At 60.6% G+C, this 17,369-nt stretch carries 14 protein-coding genes; 10 read left to right on the top strand and 4 right to left on the bottom strand.

The annotated features are described in order from the left end of the window. The first annotated feature begins 131 nt into the window (after positions 1 to 131). Positions 132 to 710: a TRAP transporter small permease subunit gene (locus tag B4F27_RS16105; RefSeq protein ID WP_174226630.1), complete on the top strand. Its 579-nt coding sequence runs from the start codon at positions 132 to 134 to the stop codon at positions 708 to 710. Beyond that, positions 710 to 2,101: a TRAP transporter large permease gene (locus B4F27_RS16100; protein ID WP_286760142.1), complete on the top strand. Its 1,392-nt coding sequence runs from the start codon at positions 710 to 712 to the stop codon at positions 2,099 to 2,101. Before B4F27_RS16105 ends, B4F27_RS16100 begins: the two co-directional genes overlap by 1 nt. 70 nt (positions 2,102 to 2,171) lie before the next feature. Here the strand turns inward: B4F27_RS16100 and B4F27_RS16095 are convergent, their stop codons facing one another. The 3 genes from B4F27_RS16095 to B4F27_RS16085 form a co-directional block, all read right to left on the bottom strand. Then, the gene (locus B4F27_RS16095) at positions 2,172 to 3,266 is read right to left on the bottom strand and encodes a TRAP transporter substrate-binding protein (protein WP_286760141.1); all 1,095 of its coding nucleotides are present in this window, start codon (positions 3,264 to 3,266) and stop codon (positions 2,172 to 2,174) included. A gap of 402 nt (positions 3,267 to 3,668) precedes the next feature. Then, positions 3,669 to 4,733 carry a ParB/RepB/Spo0J family partition protein gene (locus B4F27_RS16090; RefSeq protein WP_286760140.1) on the bottom strand — a complete coding sequence of 355 codons (1,065 nt, stop codon included), beginning with the start codon at positions 4,731 to 4,733 and terminating at the stop codon, positions 3,669 to 3,671. After that, the gene (locus tag B4F27_RS16085; protein ID WP_107277637.1) at positions 4,730 to 6,040 is read right to left on the bottom strand and encodes an AAA family ATPase; all 1,311 of its coding nucleotides are present in this window, start codon (positions 6,038 to 6,040) and stop codon (positions 4,730 to 4,732) included. The genes B4F27_RS16090 and B4F27_RS16085 overlap by 4 nt, the downstream gene beginning before the upstream one ends. 389 nt (positions 6,041 to 6,429) lie before the next feature. Between B4F27_RS16085 and B4F27_RS16080 the strand changes: the two genes are divergently transcribed. Then, the gene (locus B4F27_RS16080) at positions 6,430 to 7,125 is read left to right on the top strand and encodes a DnaA N-terminal domain-containing protein (RefSeq protein ID WP_286760139.1); all 696 of its coding nucleotides are present in this window, start codon (positions 6,430 to 6,432) and stop codon (positions 7,123 to 7,125) included. Here the strand turns inward: B4F27_RS16080 and B4F27_RS16075 are convergent. Beyond that, positions 7,122 to 7,931 (bottom strand): IclR family transcriptional regulator, encoded by an 810-nt coding sequence (locus tag B4F27_RS16075; RefSeq protein ID WP_286760138.1) that lies wholly within the window; start codon positions 7,929 to 7,931, stop codon positions 7,122 to 7,124. The two genes, B4F27_RS16080 and B4F27_RS16075, sit on opposite strands and share 4 nt — an antisense overlap. A 110-nt stretch (positions 7,932 to 8,041) precedes the next feature. Here B4F27_RS16075 and B4F27_RS16070 point away from each other — a divergent pair, with 110 nt between their 5' ends. The 7 genes from B4F27_RS16070 (at position 8,042) to B4F27_RS16040 (ending at position 17,203) form a co-directional block, all read left to right on the top strand. Further along, on the top strand, positions 8,042 to 9,610 hold the full coding sequence (locus tag B4F27_RS16070) for a M81 family metallopeptidase (protein ID WP_286760137.1): 1,569 nt from the start codon (positions 8,042 to 8,044) through the stop codon (positions 9,608 to 9,610). 30 nt (positions 9,611 to 9,640) lie between these two features. Further along, on the top strand, positions 9,641 to 11,248 hold the full coding sequence (locus B4F27_RS16065) for an ABC transporter substrate-binding protein (protein ID WP_037941349.1): 1,608 nt from the start codon (positions 9,641 to 9,643) through the stop codon (positions 11,246 to 11,248). Between the two features lie 64 nt (positions 11,249 to 11,312). Next, a complete protein-coding gene (locus B4F27_RS16060; protein ID WP_005848795.1) occupies positions 11,313 to 12,254 on the top strand; it encodes an ABC transporter permease in 942 nt (313 codons plus the stop codon). A 1-nt stretch (position 12,255) separates the two neighbouring features. Continuing rightward, positions 12,256 to 13,143: an ABC transporter permease gene (locus B4F27_RS16055; RefSeq protein ID WP_064216922.1), complete on the top strand. Its 888-nt coding sequence runs from the start codon at positions 12,256 to 12,258 to the stop codon at positions 13,141 to 13,143. Position 13,144: 1 nt separating this feature from the next. Beyond that, positions 13,145 to 14,830 (top strand): ABC transporter ATP-binding protein, encoded by a 1,686-nt coding sequence (locus tag B4F27_RS16050; protein ID WP_286760136.1) that lies wholly within the window; start codon positions 13,145 to 13,147, stop codon positions 14,828 to 14,830. Continuing rightward, positions 14,827 to 15,993, top strand: a complete 1,167-nt coding sequence (locus tag B4F27_RS16045) for a M20 aminoacylase family protein (RefSeq protein WP_009824267.1) — start codon at positions 14,827 to 14,829, stop codon at positions 15,991 to 15,993. Before B4F27_RS16050 ends, B4F27_RS16045 begins: the two co-directional genes overlap by 4 nt. A 70-nt stretch (positions 15,994 to 16,063) precedes the next feature. After that, a complete protein-coding gene (locus B4F27_RS16040; protein WP_286760135.1) occupies positions 16,064 to 17,203 on the top strand; it encodes a M20/M25/M40 family metallo-hydrolase in 1,140 nt (379 codons plus the stop codon). Positions 17,204 to 17,369: the final 166 nt, after the last annotated feature.

Here is a 17,369-nt window from a genome sequence, read left to right as displayed (position 1 = left end):
AGGTCGACTTGCCAGAACAGACATTCGCAATTTTCCGCTGCTTGAAAACAACTGTCCCCGCTTGACATTCCCCTGCGGCACTTTGATTGACATGCGTTAAGAACGATAGAAACCATAGAAAAGGGTGGAATGTGCGTTTTCTCGCTGGAGTAGCATCCCTCATCTGCGCTGTTAATCTGATTATCGGAAAAGTCTTTTCCTGGCTCGCGCTGGCCATTGTCGTCGTCTGCTTTACCGTAGTGGTACAAAGATACCTCTTTGCCACCAGCTACGTCTGGATGCAGGATCTCTATATTTGGCTGAACGGGGCGATGTTCACCGCGGTGGCAGGCTTTGCCCTGCTGCGCGACGATCACGTGCGCGTCGATATCTTTTACCGTCCCGCCAAACTGCGCACCCGCGCGATCACCGACCTGATCGGGGTGTTCGTCTTTCTGCTGCCCTTTACCTGGATCGTCTACATCTATTCGATGCCCTTCGTGCAGCGCGCATGGGGCTATCACGAAGGCTCTGCCAATGTAGGCGGGATGCCGGGGCTTTATATCCTCAAAACCTTTATCATCGTCTTTGCGGCCCTGATTGCGGCGCAAGGCATTGCCATGGCGATCCGGTCCATTCTGGTGCTTGGTGGCAGGGCTGATCTTGTGCCCGCCGCGATGCAATACAGCCCGGACGCCATCAAACCCGCCACCACCGAGGGAGCCGCCTGATGGACCCGATCATGATTGGCGAGATGCTCGCCGCGCTGATGTTCTTTGGGGTCATCGGCTTTTTGCTTCTGGGCTTCCCCGTAGCCTTCACCCTCGCCGGGACTTCGTTACTATTCTGCGGTGTAGGCATGGCTTTGGGCGTGTTCGACCCGTCCAACTTCGGGTCTTTGCCCAACCGATATATCGGCTTTATGACGAACGAAGTGCTCGTTGCCGTGCCGCTGTTCATCTTCATGGGGGTGATGCTGGAACGCAGCCAGATCGCGGAACAACTGTTGCTCACCATGGGTAAGATGTTCGGCAATATGCGCGGCGGGCTTGGGATCTCTGTGGTGCTGGTCGGGGCGATGCTTGCGGCCTCTACCGGTGTGGTGGGCGCGACCGTGGTGACGATGGGGCTGATCTCGCTGCCCGCGATGCTGCGGGCGGGCTATGACCCGAAACTGGCCACCGGCGTGATCTGCGCCAGCGGCACTTTGGGCCAGATCATCCCCCCCTCTACCGTGTTGATTTTCATGGGCGATATGCTGTCAGGCATCAACTCGCAGGTGCAGATGGCCAAGGGCAACTTTGCCCCCACGCCTGTCTCTGTCGGGGATCTCTTTGCCGGCGCCCTGCTGCCCGGGCTGCTGCTCGTGTCGCTCTACCTCGGGTATGTGCTGTTCAAAGCCGCAACAGACCCTAAATCCTGCCCGGCCACCCCCGTTCCAGCGGATGAGAAATCAAAGCTGCTGCGCGAGGTCTTTGTGGCGCTTGTCCCGCCTCTGGCGCTGATTTTGGCCGTGTTAGGGTCTATTCTGGGCGGCATCGCCACCCCGACAGAGGCCGCATCCGTCGGTGCCGTCGGGGCCATGATCCTCGCCGCATTGCGCTGGCGTCTGTCCTTTGGCGTGCTCAAGGAAACGATGGTATCGACGGCCACAATCACCAGCATGGTCTTTGTGATCCTGCTCGGGGCCTCGGTCTTTTCGGTCGTGTTCCGCATGATGGGCGGCGACAATCTGGTGCATGAATTCCTCAGCAACTTGCCGGGCGGGACGCTCGCTGCGGTGGCGGTGGTGATGATCATCATGTTCTTCCTGGGCTTCATCCTCGACACCTTCGAGATCATCTTTATCGTGATCCCGATCACCGCACCGGTGCTGCTGATGCTGGATGTCGATCCGATCTGGCTGGGTGTGCTTGTGGGGGTGAACCTGCAAACGTCGTTCCTGACCCCGCCCTTCGGCTTTGCGCTGTTCTACCTGCGCGGCGTCGCCCCGGCGGACCTGCCCACCAGCGCGATCTACAAGGGCATCCTGCCCTTCGTGATGCTGCAGCTGGTGGCAATCGCGATCCTGTTCATGTTCCCGCAGATCGTGACCTGGTTGCCCAAACTGATCGCAGGCTAACACCCCTGCCCCAGCAAACAAAAAGGCCCGGTGTTTCCACCGGGCCTTTTCTGTATCCGACGGGCGGAACTTAGTATTTCAGGAAGCTCTGACGCGCCTGAATGTAGGGGCTGTCGATGTTCTCTGTCCGGGTGCGGACAAGGTTCAGCGCTTCGACAAAGCTGTCGGCGGTTTTCTTGACCAGCGGGTCGTCGCTGCTGCGCAGTTCCTCGACCACCTCGACCGAGGCTTTGGCACCGGCTTCCATGATGTCGTCGGGGAAGTTGCGGACGGTCACGCCGTGCTCTTCCACCAGCGTTTTCAGCGCGCGTGGATCGTTGGCATAGAAGTCTGCCGCGACCTGATCGTATTCCGCCTGGCTTACATCACGGATGATCGCCTGCAGGTCTTCGGGCAGTTCCTGATACTTCTTCTTGTCGACGACAAGCTCGGTCGCGAGGCCGGATTCAACGAAGGACGGCATGTAGTAGTTCTTGGCAACCTGATGGAAGCCGAGCGCCAGATCGTTGTAGGGGCCGACGAATTCGGCCGCGTCCAGCGTGCCCGATTGCAGCGCCTGAAAGATCTCGCCCGCGGCCATGTTGGTGACCGTGGCGCCCAGTTTCTCCCATACGCGACCGCCAAGGCCGGGGGTCCGGAAGCGCACGCCTTTGACATCGTCAAGGCTGGTCAGTTCGTCGCGGAACCAACCGCCGGTCTGCGTGCCGGTGTTGCCCGACAGGAAGCCCTGAACGCCGAACTGGTCATAGATCTCGTCCCAGATTTCCTGACCGCCCATATAGCGCATCCAGGCTGTCAGTTCTGGCGTGGTCATGCCGTAAGGAACGCCGGTAAAGAAGGACAGCGCCGGCGATTTGTTTTGCCAATAGTAAGCGGCACCGTGGCTCATCTCGGCTGTGCCGTCGATGACCGCGTCCAGCGACTGCAGCGGCGGCACCAGTTCGCCCGCCGAGAAAACCTTGACCGTCAGGCGGCCACCGGAAGCGGCGGTGATGCGGTCTGCCAGACGCTGCGCGCCGACACCCAGACCGGGGAAGTTTTTCGGCCAGGTGGTGACCATGCGCCAGGTAATGTTGCCTTGGGCGACGGCGGGTGCGGCCAGCGATGAAGCAACGGCCCCTGCCCCCGCAACGCCTGCGCCACGAATAAATGAACGACGATCCATGATGTTTCTCCCGAGATCAAAAATATGTCGATAAGGTCTTTCTGACATCTGCCAGCCCTCCCCTATGGGCGCACGTTAATCCCGCGTTTCAGGGGATGTCCATGGGTCAACGTCGGGTTCTGGTGCCGATAGGGCGGAATCACGGTGAAATCTGCATCTTTCAACCGCAAAGCTGTTTTGAATCAAAGCGTTAAGCCGATATTCGCGCGGAAAACCCCTTGTTTTATTGGGAAATGGGGCAATTGCGCTCTTTGCCTTTCAACGCGCAAAAAAGGGGACGCTTCTGCGCCCCCTTCCCGGCTACCCCCCTCATTTACCCTTGCCGGTTACCCATGGGTAACCCGATGCGCGGTGGTTACCCATGGGTAACCGGGTGGGCAGTGGTTACCCATGGGTAACCCCTTACCGGATGCGCGGCCCGCTGCTGAGCACCTCTTCAAAGGCGCGCACGGCTTCTTCCAATTGCTTCTTGGGCATGGTGGCAAAGTCGATATCGCTCATCAAACGGCATTCGCCGTGGCGGGCGGTGACCTTGGTCTGGCCGACGTAGAATTCGAACTTCTGCTTTGGCTCCACCTTGGAGGCGGACTTCTCTGTCGGTTCGTTCGAGGTGGTCAGAAAATCCTTGAGGATTTTATTCTGCTCGTCCGGTGTCGAGGCATCCAAGAGTTTCTCATGCAAGACGCTCGCTTGATCAGGTGTGCGCAGCGCGCGCGCGACATCGACACCCAGATTGCGCGGCACGGCCTTGGGCCACTGCAAGCTCCCATCCAAAGCAGAGAGAAGGAAGACAAAGCTTTTGATGTAAGACCGCTTGGTCTTGTGCAGCGCGCTGTAAAGACGGGTCACCAGCTCTGCCGGGTCGATCTCTTCTACCGCGTCGTCCTTGGCGGCGGTGATCGCCACCTGTGCCATCTCGGCAAAAGACAGATCTTCGCGCACGACGTTCTCTTCGACCATATCCACATAGCGCGAAATGCGGTCATCCTCGCCCACTTCTACCCGCGCGGTGATCGTGCCAAAGCGGTCGTCCTTGGTTTCGGAAAACAATTGCGACAGGGCGGTGAACCGGCGCCAGCCTTTCTTGAGCTGGTAGCGCCCGTTCGGCCCGACATAGACCTCGACCGGTTCGCGCTGCCCGCGTTCGCGGATCGAGGATTTAAGCTCCTCCATCTCGTCGGACTGCGCGACTTCTTCCAGCGCAAGGCGATCGCGCGGCAGATCGTCGGTGAAGATTTCCGACAGGTCGATCTGATAGAGCACGCGGCCTTCGCCTTGGGCCTGCCGGAAAGTCTTGGCATCTTCGGCGTTGCGGCGGCGCTGTTCGATTTTGGCTTCGGTTGCCTCTGCTAGGTTTTCGGCCACGTCCCGCACGGCGGCGCCCATGGGGCCCGGCTGGCGGTTGCGGCGGCTGCCGGATGTGGGGGCTTCTACCGGGGCGAAGCCGAATTTGTTTTTACTGCTCATTCTGCCTTCTCCTTACGTTTTCCGTTTTCTTTCCACGCTTCGAGCACGGTTTGCAAAAACTCGTCATAGGCACGGTCGAAACTTTGCCGCGCCCGTTTCCATGTTTCGCGCGTCATCTGGCGATAGTCCTGTTCGTAAACCGACATCTGGAACCGGCCCGATTGTTCGACCGCGCGGGTCATTTCAATCGGGTGGGCGCAGACGTCGGCGCCGAAGACGTTCTTGAACGCGTCGATCATGGCGCTGTGCAACGGATTGTTGGATTCAAAACGGGTCATAAGTAAACGGATGTCGGAAAACTGTTTAGGAAGCGTAATGCCTGCGTCCGCTGCGAGGCTTGCAAACCCTTCCGAGATATCGGCCATCGCGTCGCCAAGCTGCCCTAGATAGCTGGTCGTACTGTCATATTCCCAGTAGCCCGGGCCCGAGGGGATATAGAGGATATCAGCCGCAAACGCGGCGTTTAGGGACTGGTAGCCGATGGCGGGCGGGCAGTCGAAAATGATGATGTCATATTGATCGTCGGGCAGTTCATCGAGGTAGCGCGCGACGCAGCCGAAAAAGCTCCATGCCTTGTGGAGCGCGCGGTATTGGGCCGAGGCGAATTCGACGAATGCCGCGTTGGCGCAGGACGGGATGATGTCGATCGTGGGCCAGCAGGTTGGCTGGATGAATTCCTGGAACCGCTGCGCGCCGATGGATTGCACGTCTTCAGGCAATTCGTCCGCGGCGGGGTAGGGGCAGTCATCGGGGTCATCATAGCTTTCCATGATCCGGTTGGATTCACGGCAGAGGTCGCGGCACATGATGCCCCAGACCGTGTGGCTTTCCTTGACCTCGGTCAGCCCCATCGAATGGGTCAGTGTCGCTTGCGGGTCGAAGTCGACGCAAAGCACGCGGTAGCCATCAAGGGCGGCTGCATGGGCGAGGTGTTGTGCGACGACCGTCTTCCCGACGCCGCCTTTGAAGTTCGACACGGCCACGCGCATGGCACGGCCCCGGGGGCGTTCGGGCAGCAGCTTGCGGCCACGGAACTTGGCGCGGCGGCGCAGTTCGTTGATCTCTTCGAGGCTGAACCAGCGCTGGCGGCCGTCCTCCTCGGTGAGCCCCTGGGGCAGGGTCGGGTCGTCCGCCAGCTTCTTGCGCAGGGTGTCGGCGGGGACGTCGAACATGAACTGGCTGATCTCCCAGATGGAGAAGGGGCGCAGGGCCTTGATCTCTCCGGGGGAGAAGGTGGCGCGGCGCACGGCGGCCTGTTGTTCCAAGCTGCGCTCGTTCATGTTAAGAAGGTCGTTGTGATTTCTCATCTATCTACTCGCGTTTTTAAGCCTCGAATTTCGAATAACGCGAATTCGGCAATTTGGCAAAACCTAATTTTCCCGAAATTCGCGCGCCGTTCCTGAAGAACGGGTTTATTACGCTGCGGTTAACGCGGGGCAAAGAGATTTTGGTGACAGGCAAGGGGCATATGACGCTGTTTTGGTGACAGCGATCCCCTGATATGGTGACACCTTAGCGTCCCCCTTAACCTATTAACCTTTACCAAATTGAATTTGGATTAAGGAAAAGGGTAATTCCTGTTTTTCCCAGCGGGTTGACAGAAGACGGGATTTAGAGCTTTGTAGAAAGCATAAACGGAATCGGCTCAAAGAAGCTGACCGATAAAAATAAGACGATACATCGAGTAGGCAAAACCATGAACCCATTGCGGCTGACCGGCCCTGAAGCCGGGGTGATCAAGTACGACCTTTTGACCGCTTTGAGCGTGGCGGGGTTGAACGGATCACCGACCTTGCAGACCTCGTTGATGCGGCTGATCGCGGCGGTGACCTCGCGGTATAATTGGCGCGCCGACGAGCTCAGCGTGGGCCAGCGAGATCTGGCGCGGATGTGGTCAGTGAATGAACGCACGGTGAAACGCGAGATCAAGCGTCTGACGGATGCGCAGCTGTTGATTTGTACGCGCGGCGGCGTGCGGGGCAGGGTGGCGGCCTATCGGTTGAATTATGCGCAGATCGCGCGGTTGTCAGAGCCATGCTGGCCGCTGGTCGGGCCGGATTACGATGCGCGGATGAAAGAGCGGTATCGCAGTGAAACGCCGGTCAAGGTGGTGCAACTGGCGGATTACGCGAAATCTGAGGCGACGGATCCCGCGCAGGGCGGGCCGGGCACGTGGCAACGTGCGATGGTGAACCTGTCGCGGGAGAACGCGGATCAGTTCAAGGCGTGGTTCTCGCAGCTTGAATATGTGGCGTTCGAAGGGGGCGTGCTTGAGCTGCGCACCCCGAGCAAATTCGCGCAACGCTATATAGAGACACATCTTCTGCGCCCGCTTGTCACTGCGGTGGAGGCAGAGCTGGGGCCCGTCGCGCGGATTGAATTCAAGGGCTAGAAACTGCCGCTGATGGCGCGCGCGGCTTCTTGGGCGATGGGGGCCGCGCGGCGGGCGAAGTCTTCGGCGCTCCATTCAGAAAGCGACCCGGCGATGTGGATGGCGCCCAAGGGACGGCCCTGACGGTTGACGACCGGAACGCCGACGGCGATTTCGCCCAATACAAATTCATTCTGCACCTGCGCAAAACCGTCTCTACGGGCCTGTTCGAGACTGTTCATGATGCTGTCGGGGTCCACGTTGGTATATGAGGTATAGCTGTGCAGCGGGAAGCGATTGATGATCTCGCGCGCTTCCTCCGGGGGCAGGGCGCAGAGGGTCGCGCGGCCGCCTGCGGTGCAATAGGTGGGGACGCTATGGCCCACAAGCGTGGCGTAAAACGTTTCGCGTTTGCTTTGCATGCGCAGGGCATAGATCACGCGGGTTTCATCATAGAGGCTGAAGTCGATCCGTTCGTTGATGGATTTACGCATCTCAAGAACAACGGGGGTGGCGACTTGCACCACGGGGTCCAGACGCAGGGTGTCGTGGGTGTGGTCGAGCAAGCGCAATCCGGGCAGGTAGCCGCGGTCATCGGGGCTGCGCCGGATGTGCCCCAATGTCATGAGCGTATGCACTAGGCGTTGCGCGGCAGATCGGTCGATCTCTGCCTTTTTTGCGATGTCTGACAGGCTGAGCGGGCCGTCGGCCTCGTGAAACGCGCTGAGCACATGAATGGCGCGGGCGGCGGAGCGCACAAAGAGCCTATCGGCATCTGCCTGAAAATTAGACGCGACAGAGGAATGTGGTCGTTTGGGGTCAGGCATTGAGCGCTCCGGGTTGACGCGAGGATAGGTCAGTGCCTAGCATCGTATGGCAATACAGCCGTATCGCCAAGCAATACATTCAACCTTGTGAAGCGATACAAGATTTAAAGGTGGGTTCCCCGATGCGTGTCGCCATGGCCGGATTTCTTCATGAAACCAATACCTTTGCGCCCGAGCCTGCGGATATGGCGGCCTTCAAGGCCGGTGGCGGTTATGTCCCTATGGTGGGTGGCCCCGCGATGATCGACGCCTTTCAGGAAGTGAACCTTGGCATGACCGGTGCGTTGAAGGTCGCGGGGGATTCGGATTGGGATGTGGTGCCTGTTCTTTGGGCGGGGGCTATTCCATCAGCACCTGTGACGCAGGATGCGTTCGACACTATTCTGGGCGAGCTTCTGGACGGGCTACGTGCCGCAGGGCCGTTGGATGGTGTGTTTCTGGATTTGCACGGCGCGATGGTGGCAACGCATCACGATGACGGGGAGGGCGAGATCGCCCGTCAGGTGCGCGCATTGGTGGGGCCGGATGTGCCGATTGCCGCCGCATTGGACCTGCATGGCAATATCTCGGAAGAATTTGTGAACACGGTGGATGTGCTGGCGGGATTCCGCACCTATCCGCACATCGACATGGCCGATACCGGTGCCGCAGCAGCGCGGTTGTTGGATCATGTGATGCAGACCGGCACGCGCCCGGCCAAAGCGTTCCGTCGCATGTCCTATCTGGTGCCGATCCCGTTTCAGACGACGGATATGCAGCCCGCCAAGGGATTGTATGAAAACCTGACAGGGATTGAGGCGCAAGGCGCACTATCGGCGTCGCTGTTCATGGGCTTTCCGGCGGCGGATATTGCCGATTGTGGCCCCACGGCGGTGGCCTATGCAGAGACTCAAGCAGCAGCGGATGCCGCAGCAGATGCGGTGGCGGATGCCTATGCCGCTGCCGAATCCGAGTTCGACAATGATACTTTTACCCCCGACGCGGCGGTTGCCTATGCGGTGCGCGCGGCAAAAGGGGCAGGGCAGGGGCCTGTGGTGATTGCCGATACCCAAGACAACCCCGGCGCGGGTGGGGTGTCTGCCACGACGGGGATGTTGCGGGCCTTGATCGATGCCGATGCCCAAGACGCGGCGATCGGGCTGATCGTAGACCCGCATTCCGCCGCGCAAGCCCATGAGTTGGGGGAGGGCGCGTGCGCTGTCTTTCGCATTGGCGGGCACCCCGGTCTGCCCGACGATAGCCCCGTCGAGGTCGAGGCCGTTGTCGAAATGCTGTCGGAGGGCAAAGTGAAAGCCACCGGCCCATATTACGGTGGGACGATGCTGGATCTGGGGCCCTCGGCCTGTTTGCGCATCGGCGGCGTGCGGGTGGCCGTCACGACGCGGATTGCGCAGATGGCCGACCGCGAGATGTTCCGCTTTGTCGGGATCGCACCAGAGACGCAGAAAATCCTTGTCGTCAAAAGCTCTACCCATTTTCGGGCCGATTTCACCCCGAGTGCGCGCGAGATTATTGTCGCGCGTGCCCCCGGCCCCATGCCGTTCGACCCCGCAGACCTGCCCTTTACGCGGTTGCGTGAGGGGTTGCGGCTTTCTCCTAACGGTCCCGTTTTCGGGGCCGCGCGTGCGGCTGCTGCACGCCCCGATACCGGCGGATCAACCGGCGGTGTCCAAATATAACAATGACCACAACCAACATGGGAAATTGATATGCTGACTTTACGACCCACATTGAAACAAAGCCGGGGGCTGGCGGCGTCGCTGATGACCACGGCTGCGCTGCTGGTGCCTGCCGCGAGCTTCGCGCAGGAAGAAACCACGATCACGGCGGTCATGCACTCGGGCCTGCGGGTGCTGGATCCGGTGATCACCACGGCGCACATCACACGTGACCACGCCTATATGATCTATGACGTGCTGACGGCGGTGGACGAGAATTTCACCCCGCAGCCGCAGATGGCCAGCTGGGAAACATCTGACGACGGGCTGGTCTATACGTTCACCCTGCGCGACGGGCTGGTGTTCCACGATGGCGCGCCTGTGACCGGCGCCGATGTTGTTGCCTCTCTGACCCGTTGGGGCAAGCGCGACAGCGGCGGGCAGTTGATCTTTGACGTGACCGAAAGCCTTGAGGCGACCGATGACAAAACGGTTGTCTGGACGCTGACCAAGCCCTTTGGTCCGCTGATCGACGTGATTTCCAAGCAATCCGCGGTGCCGCCGTTCATCATGCCGGCGCGTGTTGCCGAAACCTCTGCCGATGAGACGATCACGGAATACATCGGCTCCGGCCCCTTTGTGTTTGATCAGGATGCCTATGAGCCCGGCGTGTCGGTCACCTATGAAAAGTTCGACGACTATGTGCCGCGCGACGAACCCGCATCCTGGATGGCAGGCGGCAAGGTCGTGAATGTGGACAAGGTTGTCTGGACCACGATGCCCGATGCGCTGACCGCGCTGAATGCGCTTTCGGCGGGGGAGATCGACTATCTTGAGCAGGTCCAGATCGACCTGATGCCGATCCTGTCGGGCAATGAGGATGTCGTCGTCGAGAAACGCGATGATCTGGGCTATGTCACCATCGGGCGTCCGAACTTCTTGCATGCGCCGTTTGACAACAAGCTGGTGCGTCAGGCGGCGATGGCGGCGCTGGATCAGGAATCCATGCTGGCGACGATGCAGGGTGATCCTGAATACTACAAAGTCTGTGGCGCGATCTTTGGCTGTTCTACCCCCTTGGGAGACGAGGCGGGATCAGACTTGCTGACCGGTGGCGCGAATACCGAGCGTGCCAAGGAGCTGCTGGAAGAAGCGGGCTATGACGGGACGCCGATTGTCCTGATGGCCCCGACCGATGTGATCAGCCTGAACAACCAGCCTGTGGTTGCAGCCCAAGCGCTGCGCGAGGCGGGGTTCGAGGTCGATATGCAGTCGATGGACTGGCAGTCGGTCGTGCAACGCCGCGCACAGCAGTCGCCTGTGGCTGAGGGCGGGTGGAACCTGTTCTTCACCAACTGGATGGTGCCCGAAGTCTCTGACCCGCTGGTCAACGTGATGTTGAACGGTCGCGGCGATGATGGCTGGTTCGGCTGGCCCGATGACCCCGAGATCGAAGCCATGCGGACCGAGTATGTCTCGGCCAGCGACGACGCGACCAAGAAAGAGATCGCGACGCGTATTCAAGAGCATGTGATGGACAACGTGAACTATCTGATGATGGGCGAATACATCATCCCGCAGGCGCGTCGGTCCAATATCGAAGACATGATCCCGTCGCCGGTGCCGGTGTTCTGGAACATGACCAAAGCGGCAGAGTGATCTGCCTTGAGAGGCGCGCTGCGATGTGCGCCTCTCACCCCTACGACCGCAAGGAGCCTTCGGCATGTTTTTCTATATCCTCAAGCGCATATTGGCCACGATACCGGTGATGGTGATCGTTGCGATTTTTGTGTTTCTCTTGCTGCGGCTGACGCCCGGTGATCCTGCCGCGATCCTTGCCGGTGATGCTGCCACCCCTGCGCAGCTTGAACGTATCCGTGACAGTCTGGGGCTGAACGACCCGCTGCTGGTGCAGTTCGGCACATGGATGGGCCAGCTGTTGCGCGGTGATCTGGGCACATCGCTGCTGTCGAATACCTCGGTTGCGGGGATGATCGGCGACCGTTTGGGGCCGACGTTGAATATCGCGCTGATGACGATTGTGATCTCGGTCGCTCTGGCCGTGCCGATGGGGGTGATTGCCGCGTGGCGGCACCGGTCCTGGGTGGATTTCCTCGTGATGTCTTTTTCGGTGCTTGGCTTTTCCGTGCCGGTCTTTGTGATCGGCTATATCCTGATCCAGATTTTCGCCATCGACCTGAAATGGGTGCCGGTGCAGGGCTATAAATCGCCAACCGATGGCATCGGGCCGTTCTTTAGCCGTGCGATCCTGCCGTCGCTGACGCTGGCAACGATCTATATCGCGCTGATCGCGCGGATGACGCGGGCGTCGATGCTCGAAGTGTTGGGCGAGGATTATATCCGCACCGCCCGTGCCAAGGGGGTGCGCGAGAATGTCGTGCTGTTCCGCCATGCGCTGCGCAATGCGGCGGTGCCGATCCTGACCATCATCGGCACGGGGTTCGCGCTGCTGATCTCGGGCGTGGTGGTGACCGAGAGCGTGTTCAACATCCCCGGGATCGGGCGGCTGACAGTCGATGCCATTCTGGCGCGCGACTATCCGGTTATTCAGGCGATGATCCTGCTGACCGCGGGCATCTATGTGACGGTCAATCTGTTGATCGACATTTCCTATTCATTCTTCGATCCAAGGATCCGGTACTGATATGACGCAGATCCCAAGCTCTCGGCACAGCGCCTTTCAAGTTGTGACCGGTTTATTCTCTGTCCCCAAAGCGATGCGGATCGGCGTAGGTCCGACGATTGCGGCGGTGATCCTTGTGGCGATTGTCCTCGCGGCGGTGCTGGCCCCTTACTATGTGCCCTATGACCCGCTTGAGATGAATGCGATGGCGCGGCTGAAGCCGCCGTCGGATGATTTCTTGCTGGGCACGGACCCTTACGGCCGCGATATCTTTAGCCGCGTCGTGACGGGGGGGCGCGTGTCGCTGCTGATCGGTGTCGGGGCGGCGGTGGTCAGTGTCGCCGTGGGGCTGCTGATTGGTCTGGTCGCGGGGTATTTCCGGCTGGCCGACAGTATCATCATGCGGATCATGGACAGCCTGATGGCGATCCCCGCGATCCTGCTGGCGATTGCGCTGGTGGCCCTGAACGGGCCAAGCGTCACATCGGTGATCATCGCGATCACCGTGCCGGAGGTGCCCCGCGTCGTGCGGCTGGTCCGGTCGGTGGTGCTGACTGCGCGCGAAGAACCCTATGTCGAGGCGGCGATCGCGCTTGGATCGTCCATGCCCAAGGTCTTGTTGCAGCATCTGATGCCCAACACCTTTGCGCCGTTGATCGTGCAAGGCACCTATATCTGCGCCTCTGCTATTCTGATCGAGGCGATCCTGAGCTTTCTGGGGGCGGGCGTGTCGACCGAGATCCCCACATGGGGGAATATCATGGCCGAGGGGCGAAGCTATTTCCAGATCAAGCCGGGGCTGATCTTCTGGCCGGGGTTGATGCTGTCTTTGTGTATTCTGGCGATCAACCTGTTGGGCGACACGGCCCGCGATATCCTTGATCCACGTATGAAAAAGCGGGAGGTGTGAGATGGAATTCAAGTCCAAAGACTTTACCGATGCCAAACGCGTTCTGAAAATACGCGGGCTGACGGTGGGACTGGCGGGGCGGCCCAAGGCCGATCCGGTGTTGCGCGGGATCGATCTGGATATCCGCGCCGGCGAGACCCATTGTCTGGTGGGCGAAAGCGGGTCGGGCAAATCTGTCACCTCGCTGACGGCTATGGGGCTGCTGCCCAAGGATGCGCTGGAAATTCAGGGCGGGTCGATTGATCTGGAAGGGATCGAGATCACCCAAGCCAAGCCGGCGCAGATGCGGGCCTTGCGGGCGCGGCGGATCGCGATGATCTTTCAGGAACCGATGACCGCGCTGAACCCTGTTTTGCGGGTGGGCGAGCAGATCGAGGAAGTGCTGAACATGCACAGCGATCTGTCCCGCGCCGAAGCCAAGGCCCGCACCATCGATATGATGGAGCAGGTGCATCTGCCGGATGTGGAACGTATCTATGCCGCTTTCCCGCATCAGCTCTCAGGCGGGCAACGGCAACGGATCATGATCGCGATGGCGTTGATCCTTGACCCTGATCTGTTGATCGCGGACGAGCCGACGACGGCGCTGGATGTGACGACGCAGTTGCAGATCCTCAAGCTGATTTCAGAGATGCAGGAACGCCATGGCACGGCGGTGCTGTTCATCACCCATGACATGGGCGTAGTGGCCGAGATCGCGGATACCGTCAGCGTCATGCAGAAGGGCCGCATCGTTGAAAGCGCGCCGATCCAGCAGCTGCTGACGGCCCCCAAGGAAGACTACACCCGCAAGCTGTTGCAGGCGGTGCCCAACCTTGATCCGCGCGCCCCTCGGGCGCCGGCGGAGGCGCGGGATGTGATCACCGTGGACGGGCTAGAGATGACCTATGGCGGGGGAGGCTTTTTCAAAGCCAGCCAAGGGGTGCGGGCGGCGCAGGATGTGAACTTTACCATCCAGCCGGGGCGCACCCTTGGGATCGTGGGCGAAAGCGGGTCGGGGAAATCGACCGTGGCCCGCGCCATCATGCGGCTGATCGACCCTACGGCGGGAAAGGTGACTGTTGCCGGGACCGAGATCGCCAAGCTGTCGCGCCGTCAGTTGCAGCCGCATCGCAAGCATTTCCAGATCGTGTTTCAAGACCCTTACCGGTCGCTGAACCCGCGCTGGACCGTGGCGCGCAGCCTGTGCGAGGGGCCGATCAACTTTGGCACCAGCCGCGCCGATGCGATGGAGCACGCCGCCGAACTGATGGAGCTGGTGGACCTGCCGCGCGATGCGCTGGACCGCTATCCGCATCAATTCTCGGGCGGGCAGCGCCAACGGATCGCCATCGCGCGCGCCGTTGCAATGAAACCCGATCTGCTGGTCGCGGACGAGGCCGTGTCGGCGCTGGATGTCAGCGTGCAGGCGCAGGTGCTTGATCTGCTGGACGATGTGCAGGAAAAATTCGGCATCGCGATGCTGTTCATCACCCATGACCTGCGGGTCGCAGCGCAGATTTGCGACGAGGTGCTGGTGATGCAGAAAGGCGTTGTCGTCGAACATGGGCCCGCGGGCGAGGTGCTTGCCGCGCCGCGCCATGACTACACCCGCAACCTGATCGAGGCCGCGCCCGGCCGGCATTGGGATTTCGCCAACTTCCGTGCGCTGGACCGCACGCCCCCCGTGACAGGAGCCACCCTATGACCACCATTCCAAAGATCGAATCCTTTGCCAGCGATCTGACCGCGATCCGTCAGGATTTCCACGCCCACCCCGAGTTGGGGTTCGAAGAGGTGCGGACCTCGGGCATCGTGGCGGCGCAGCTGCGCGCCTATGGGGTGGACGAGGTACATGAGGGCATCGGCGGTACCGGCGTCGTTGGGCTGATCAAGGGGCAGGGGGGTGGCAACCGCCGCGTGGGTCTGCGCGCCGACATGGATGCGCTGCCGATCGAGGAAACCTCGGGCGTGGCCTATGCCTCGACCAATCCGGGGCGGATGCATGCCTGTGGTCACGACGGCCATACCACGATGCTGCTGGGGGCCGCGCGCTATCTGGCGGAAACTCGCGATTTTGACGGCACCGTGGTGCTGATCTTTCAACCCGCCGAGGAAGGTCTGGGCGGTGCGCGCCGCATGATCGCCGAGGGGCTGTTTGAACGCTTCCCCTGTGACGAGATCTACGGGATGCACAACGATCCGAATTCGGAACCCAATGTCGTGTCCGTCACGCCGGGGCCGGCGATGGCGGGGGCAAGCTTTTTCGACATCACGATCAAGGGCACCGGCAGCCACGCCGCCGCGCCGCATCAGTCGAAAGACCCGATCGTTATCGGGTCCGCTTTGGTGCAACAGCTGCAAAGCATCGCCAGCCGCAATATCATCCCCACCAAGCCCATCGTGCTGTCGGTGACCAAGTTCAATGCGGGCTCTGCCTATAACGTGGTGCCCGATACGGCGACGATCGCCGGCACCATCCGCTATTTCCACGACGATGTGTCCCAGCTCGCCGATCAGCGCATCCGCGATATCTGCGCGGGCATGGCGCTGTCTTACGGGGTGGAGATTGACGTGGACCTGCGCAATGTCTTTGACGTGCTGATGAACGACCCCGACCTGACCACTGCCTATGTCGCAGCTGCCGCAGATGTGGTGGGCGCTGACCTGTCGTCAGAATCGACCGAGCAGGCCACCGGATCAGAGGATTTTGCCGATATGCTGAAAGTCGTGCCCGGTGCCTATTGCCGTGTCGGACACGCGGGAAATGTTCCGCTGCATAATCCGGGCTTTGTGCTGGATGACGCGATGCTGCCCGTGGGGGCATCGATCTATGCGCGCATCGTGGAAACACGTCTGCCCAAGGCCTGAAGTTACGCTATCATCAAAAACGTCTGGCGGCGCCGCAGATCACGGCATCGCACTAGGGAGGAGACCCGACATGACCAATCCGCTTGAGCTGCCGTTTGACACGGACGAGATGATCGCAGGGCTGCGCCCCTGGATCGAAACCGAAAGCCCGACCTTTGACGCGGGGGCCGTGAACCGGATGATGGATCTGGTGCAGCATGATTTGGCGGCCTTGGGCGCGCGGGTTGAACGGATCCCGGGCCGGATGGGGTTCGGCGACAGCGTGCGTGCCACCATGCCCCACCCCCGTGCGGGTGAGGGGGGTATTCTGCTCTTGGGGCATATGGATACGGTGCACCCAGTGGGCACGCTGCATAAGCTGCCGTTCCGTCGCGAGGGCGGTATCTGCTATGGCCCCGGGCTGATGGATATGAAGGGCGGCAATTATGTCTTCCTTGAAGCGCTGCGCAAATTGCTGGCCGCCGGGGTCGAAACTCCGCTGCCCGTCACCGTGTTGTTCACGCCGGATGAAGAGGTCGGCACACCGTCGACCCGCGCGCTGATCGAGGCCGAGGCCAAGCGCCATAAATATATCCTTGTGCCCGAACCTGCCTGCCCCGACGGCGGCGCGGTGATCGGGCGCTATGCCATCGCGCGGTTCAACCTGCAAACCCGCGGCAAACCCAGCCACGCGGGATGGGCGCTGAAGGATGGCGTGTCGGCGATTGCCGAAATGGCAAAGCATGTCGCCGTGATCGAAGGCATGACCAGCGACGACTGCACCTTCTCGTTGGGCGTGTTCAACGCAGGCCAATGGGTGAACTGCGTATCTTCGGTCTGCGATGCCGAAGTTCTGTCGATGGCCAAGACACAGGAACAACTGGATGCGGGCATCGCCAAGATGATGGCGCTGAACTCGGATCAGGGGAATGTGGTGATGGAGGTCACGCGCGGTGTGACCCGCCCCGTGTGGGAACCGGACCAGCCCGGCACGATGGCGATGCTGGGGGTGGCGCAAGACATCTCGCGCGAGCTGGGGTTCGAGATGACCGGCCAATCGGCAGGCGGCGGATCGGACGGGAACTTTACCGGTTACCTCGGATTGCCCACGCTCGATTCCATCGGGGTCCGGGGGCAGGGGCTCCATACGCTGAACGAACATATCGAAGTCGACAGTCTGGTAGAGCGCGCAAAGCTGGCCGCGGGGCTTTACTGCCGGCTTGGGGCATAGGGGCCGGAATGGGGGCACAGCGCCAGCAGCACGCGATATCAGCGCGGTTCCGAATAAAATCGAAAAAAACGAAGTTTTTTGAAAAAAGCTGTTGCGGCCCCCAAATCACAGGTCTATAGAGCGTTCTACCGGAGACGCAGAGATGCAGACACGGGGCGCTAGACGG

Origin of the sequence: Sulfitobacter sp. UBA1132 (genome assembly GCF_002311545.1) — a bacterium.
Classification (GTDB): Bacteria; Pseudomonadota; Alphaproteobacteria; order Rhodobacterales; family Rhodobacteraceae; genus Sulfitobacter; species Sulfitobacter pontiacus.
Note: the sequence above shows the minus strand (reverse complement) of the source record. Positions and strands in the feature narration are given on the sequence as shown.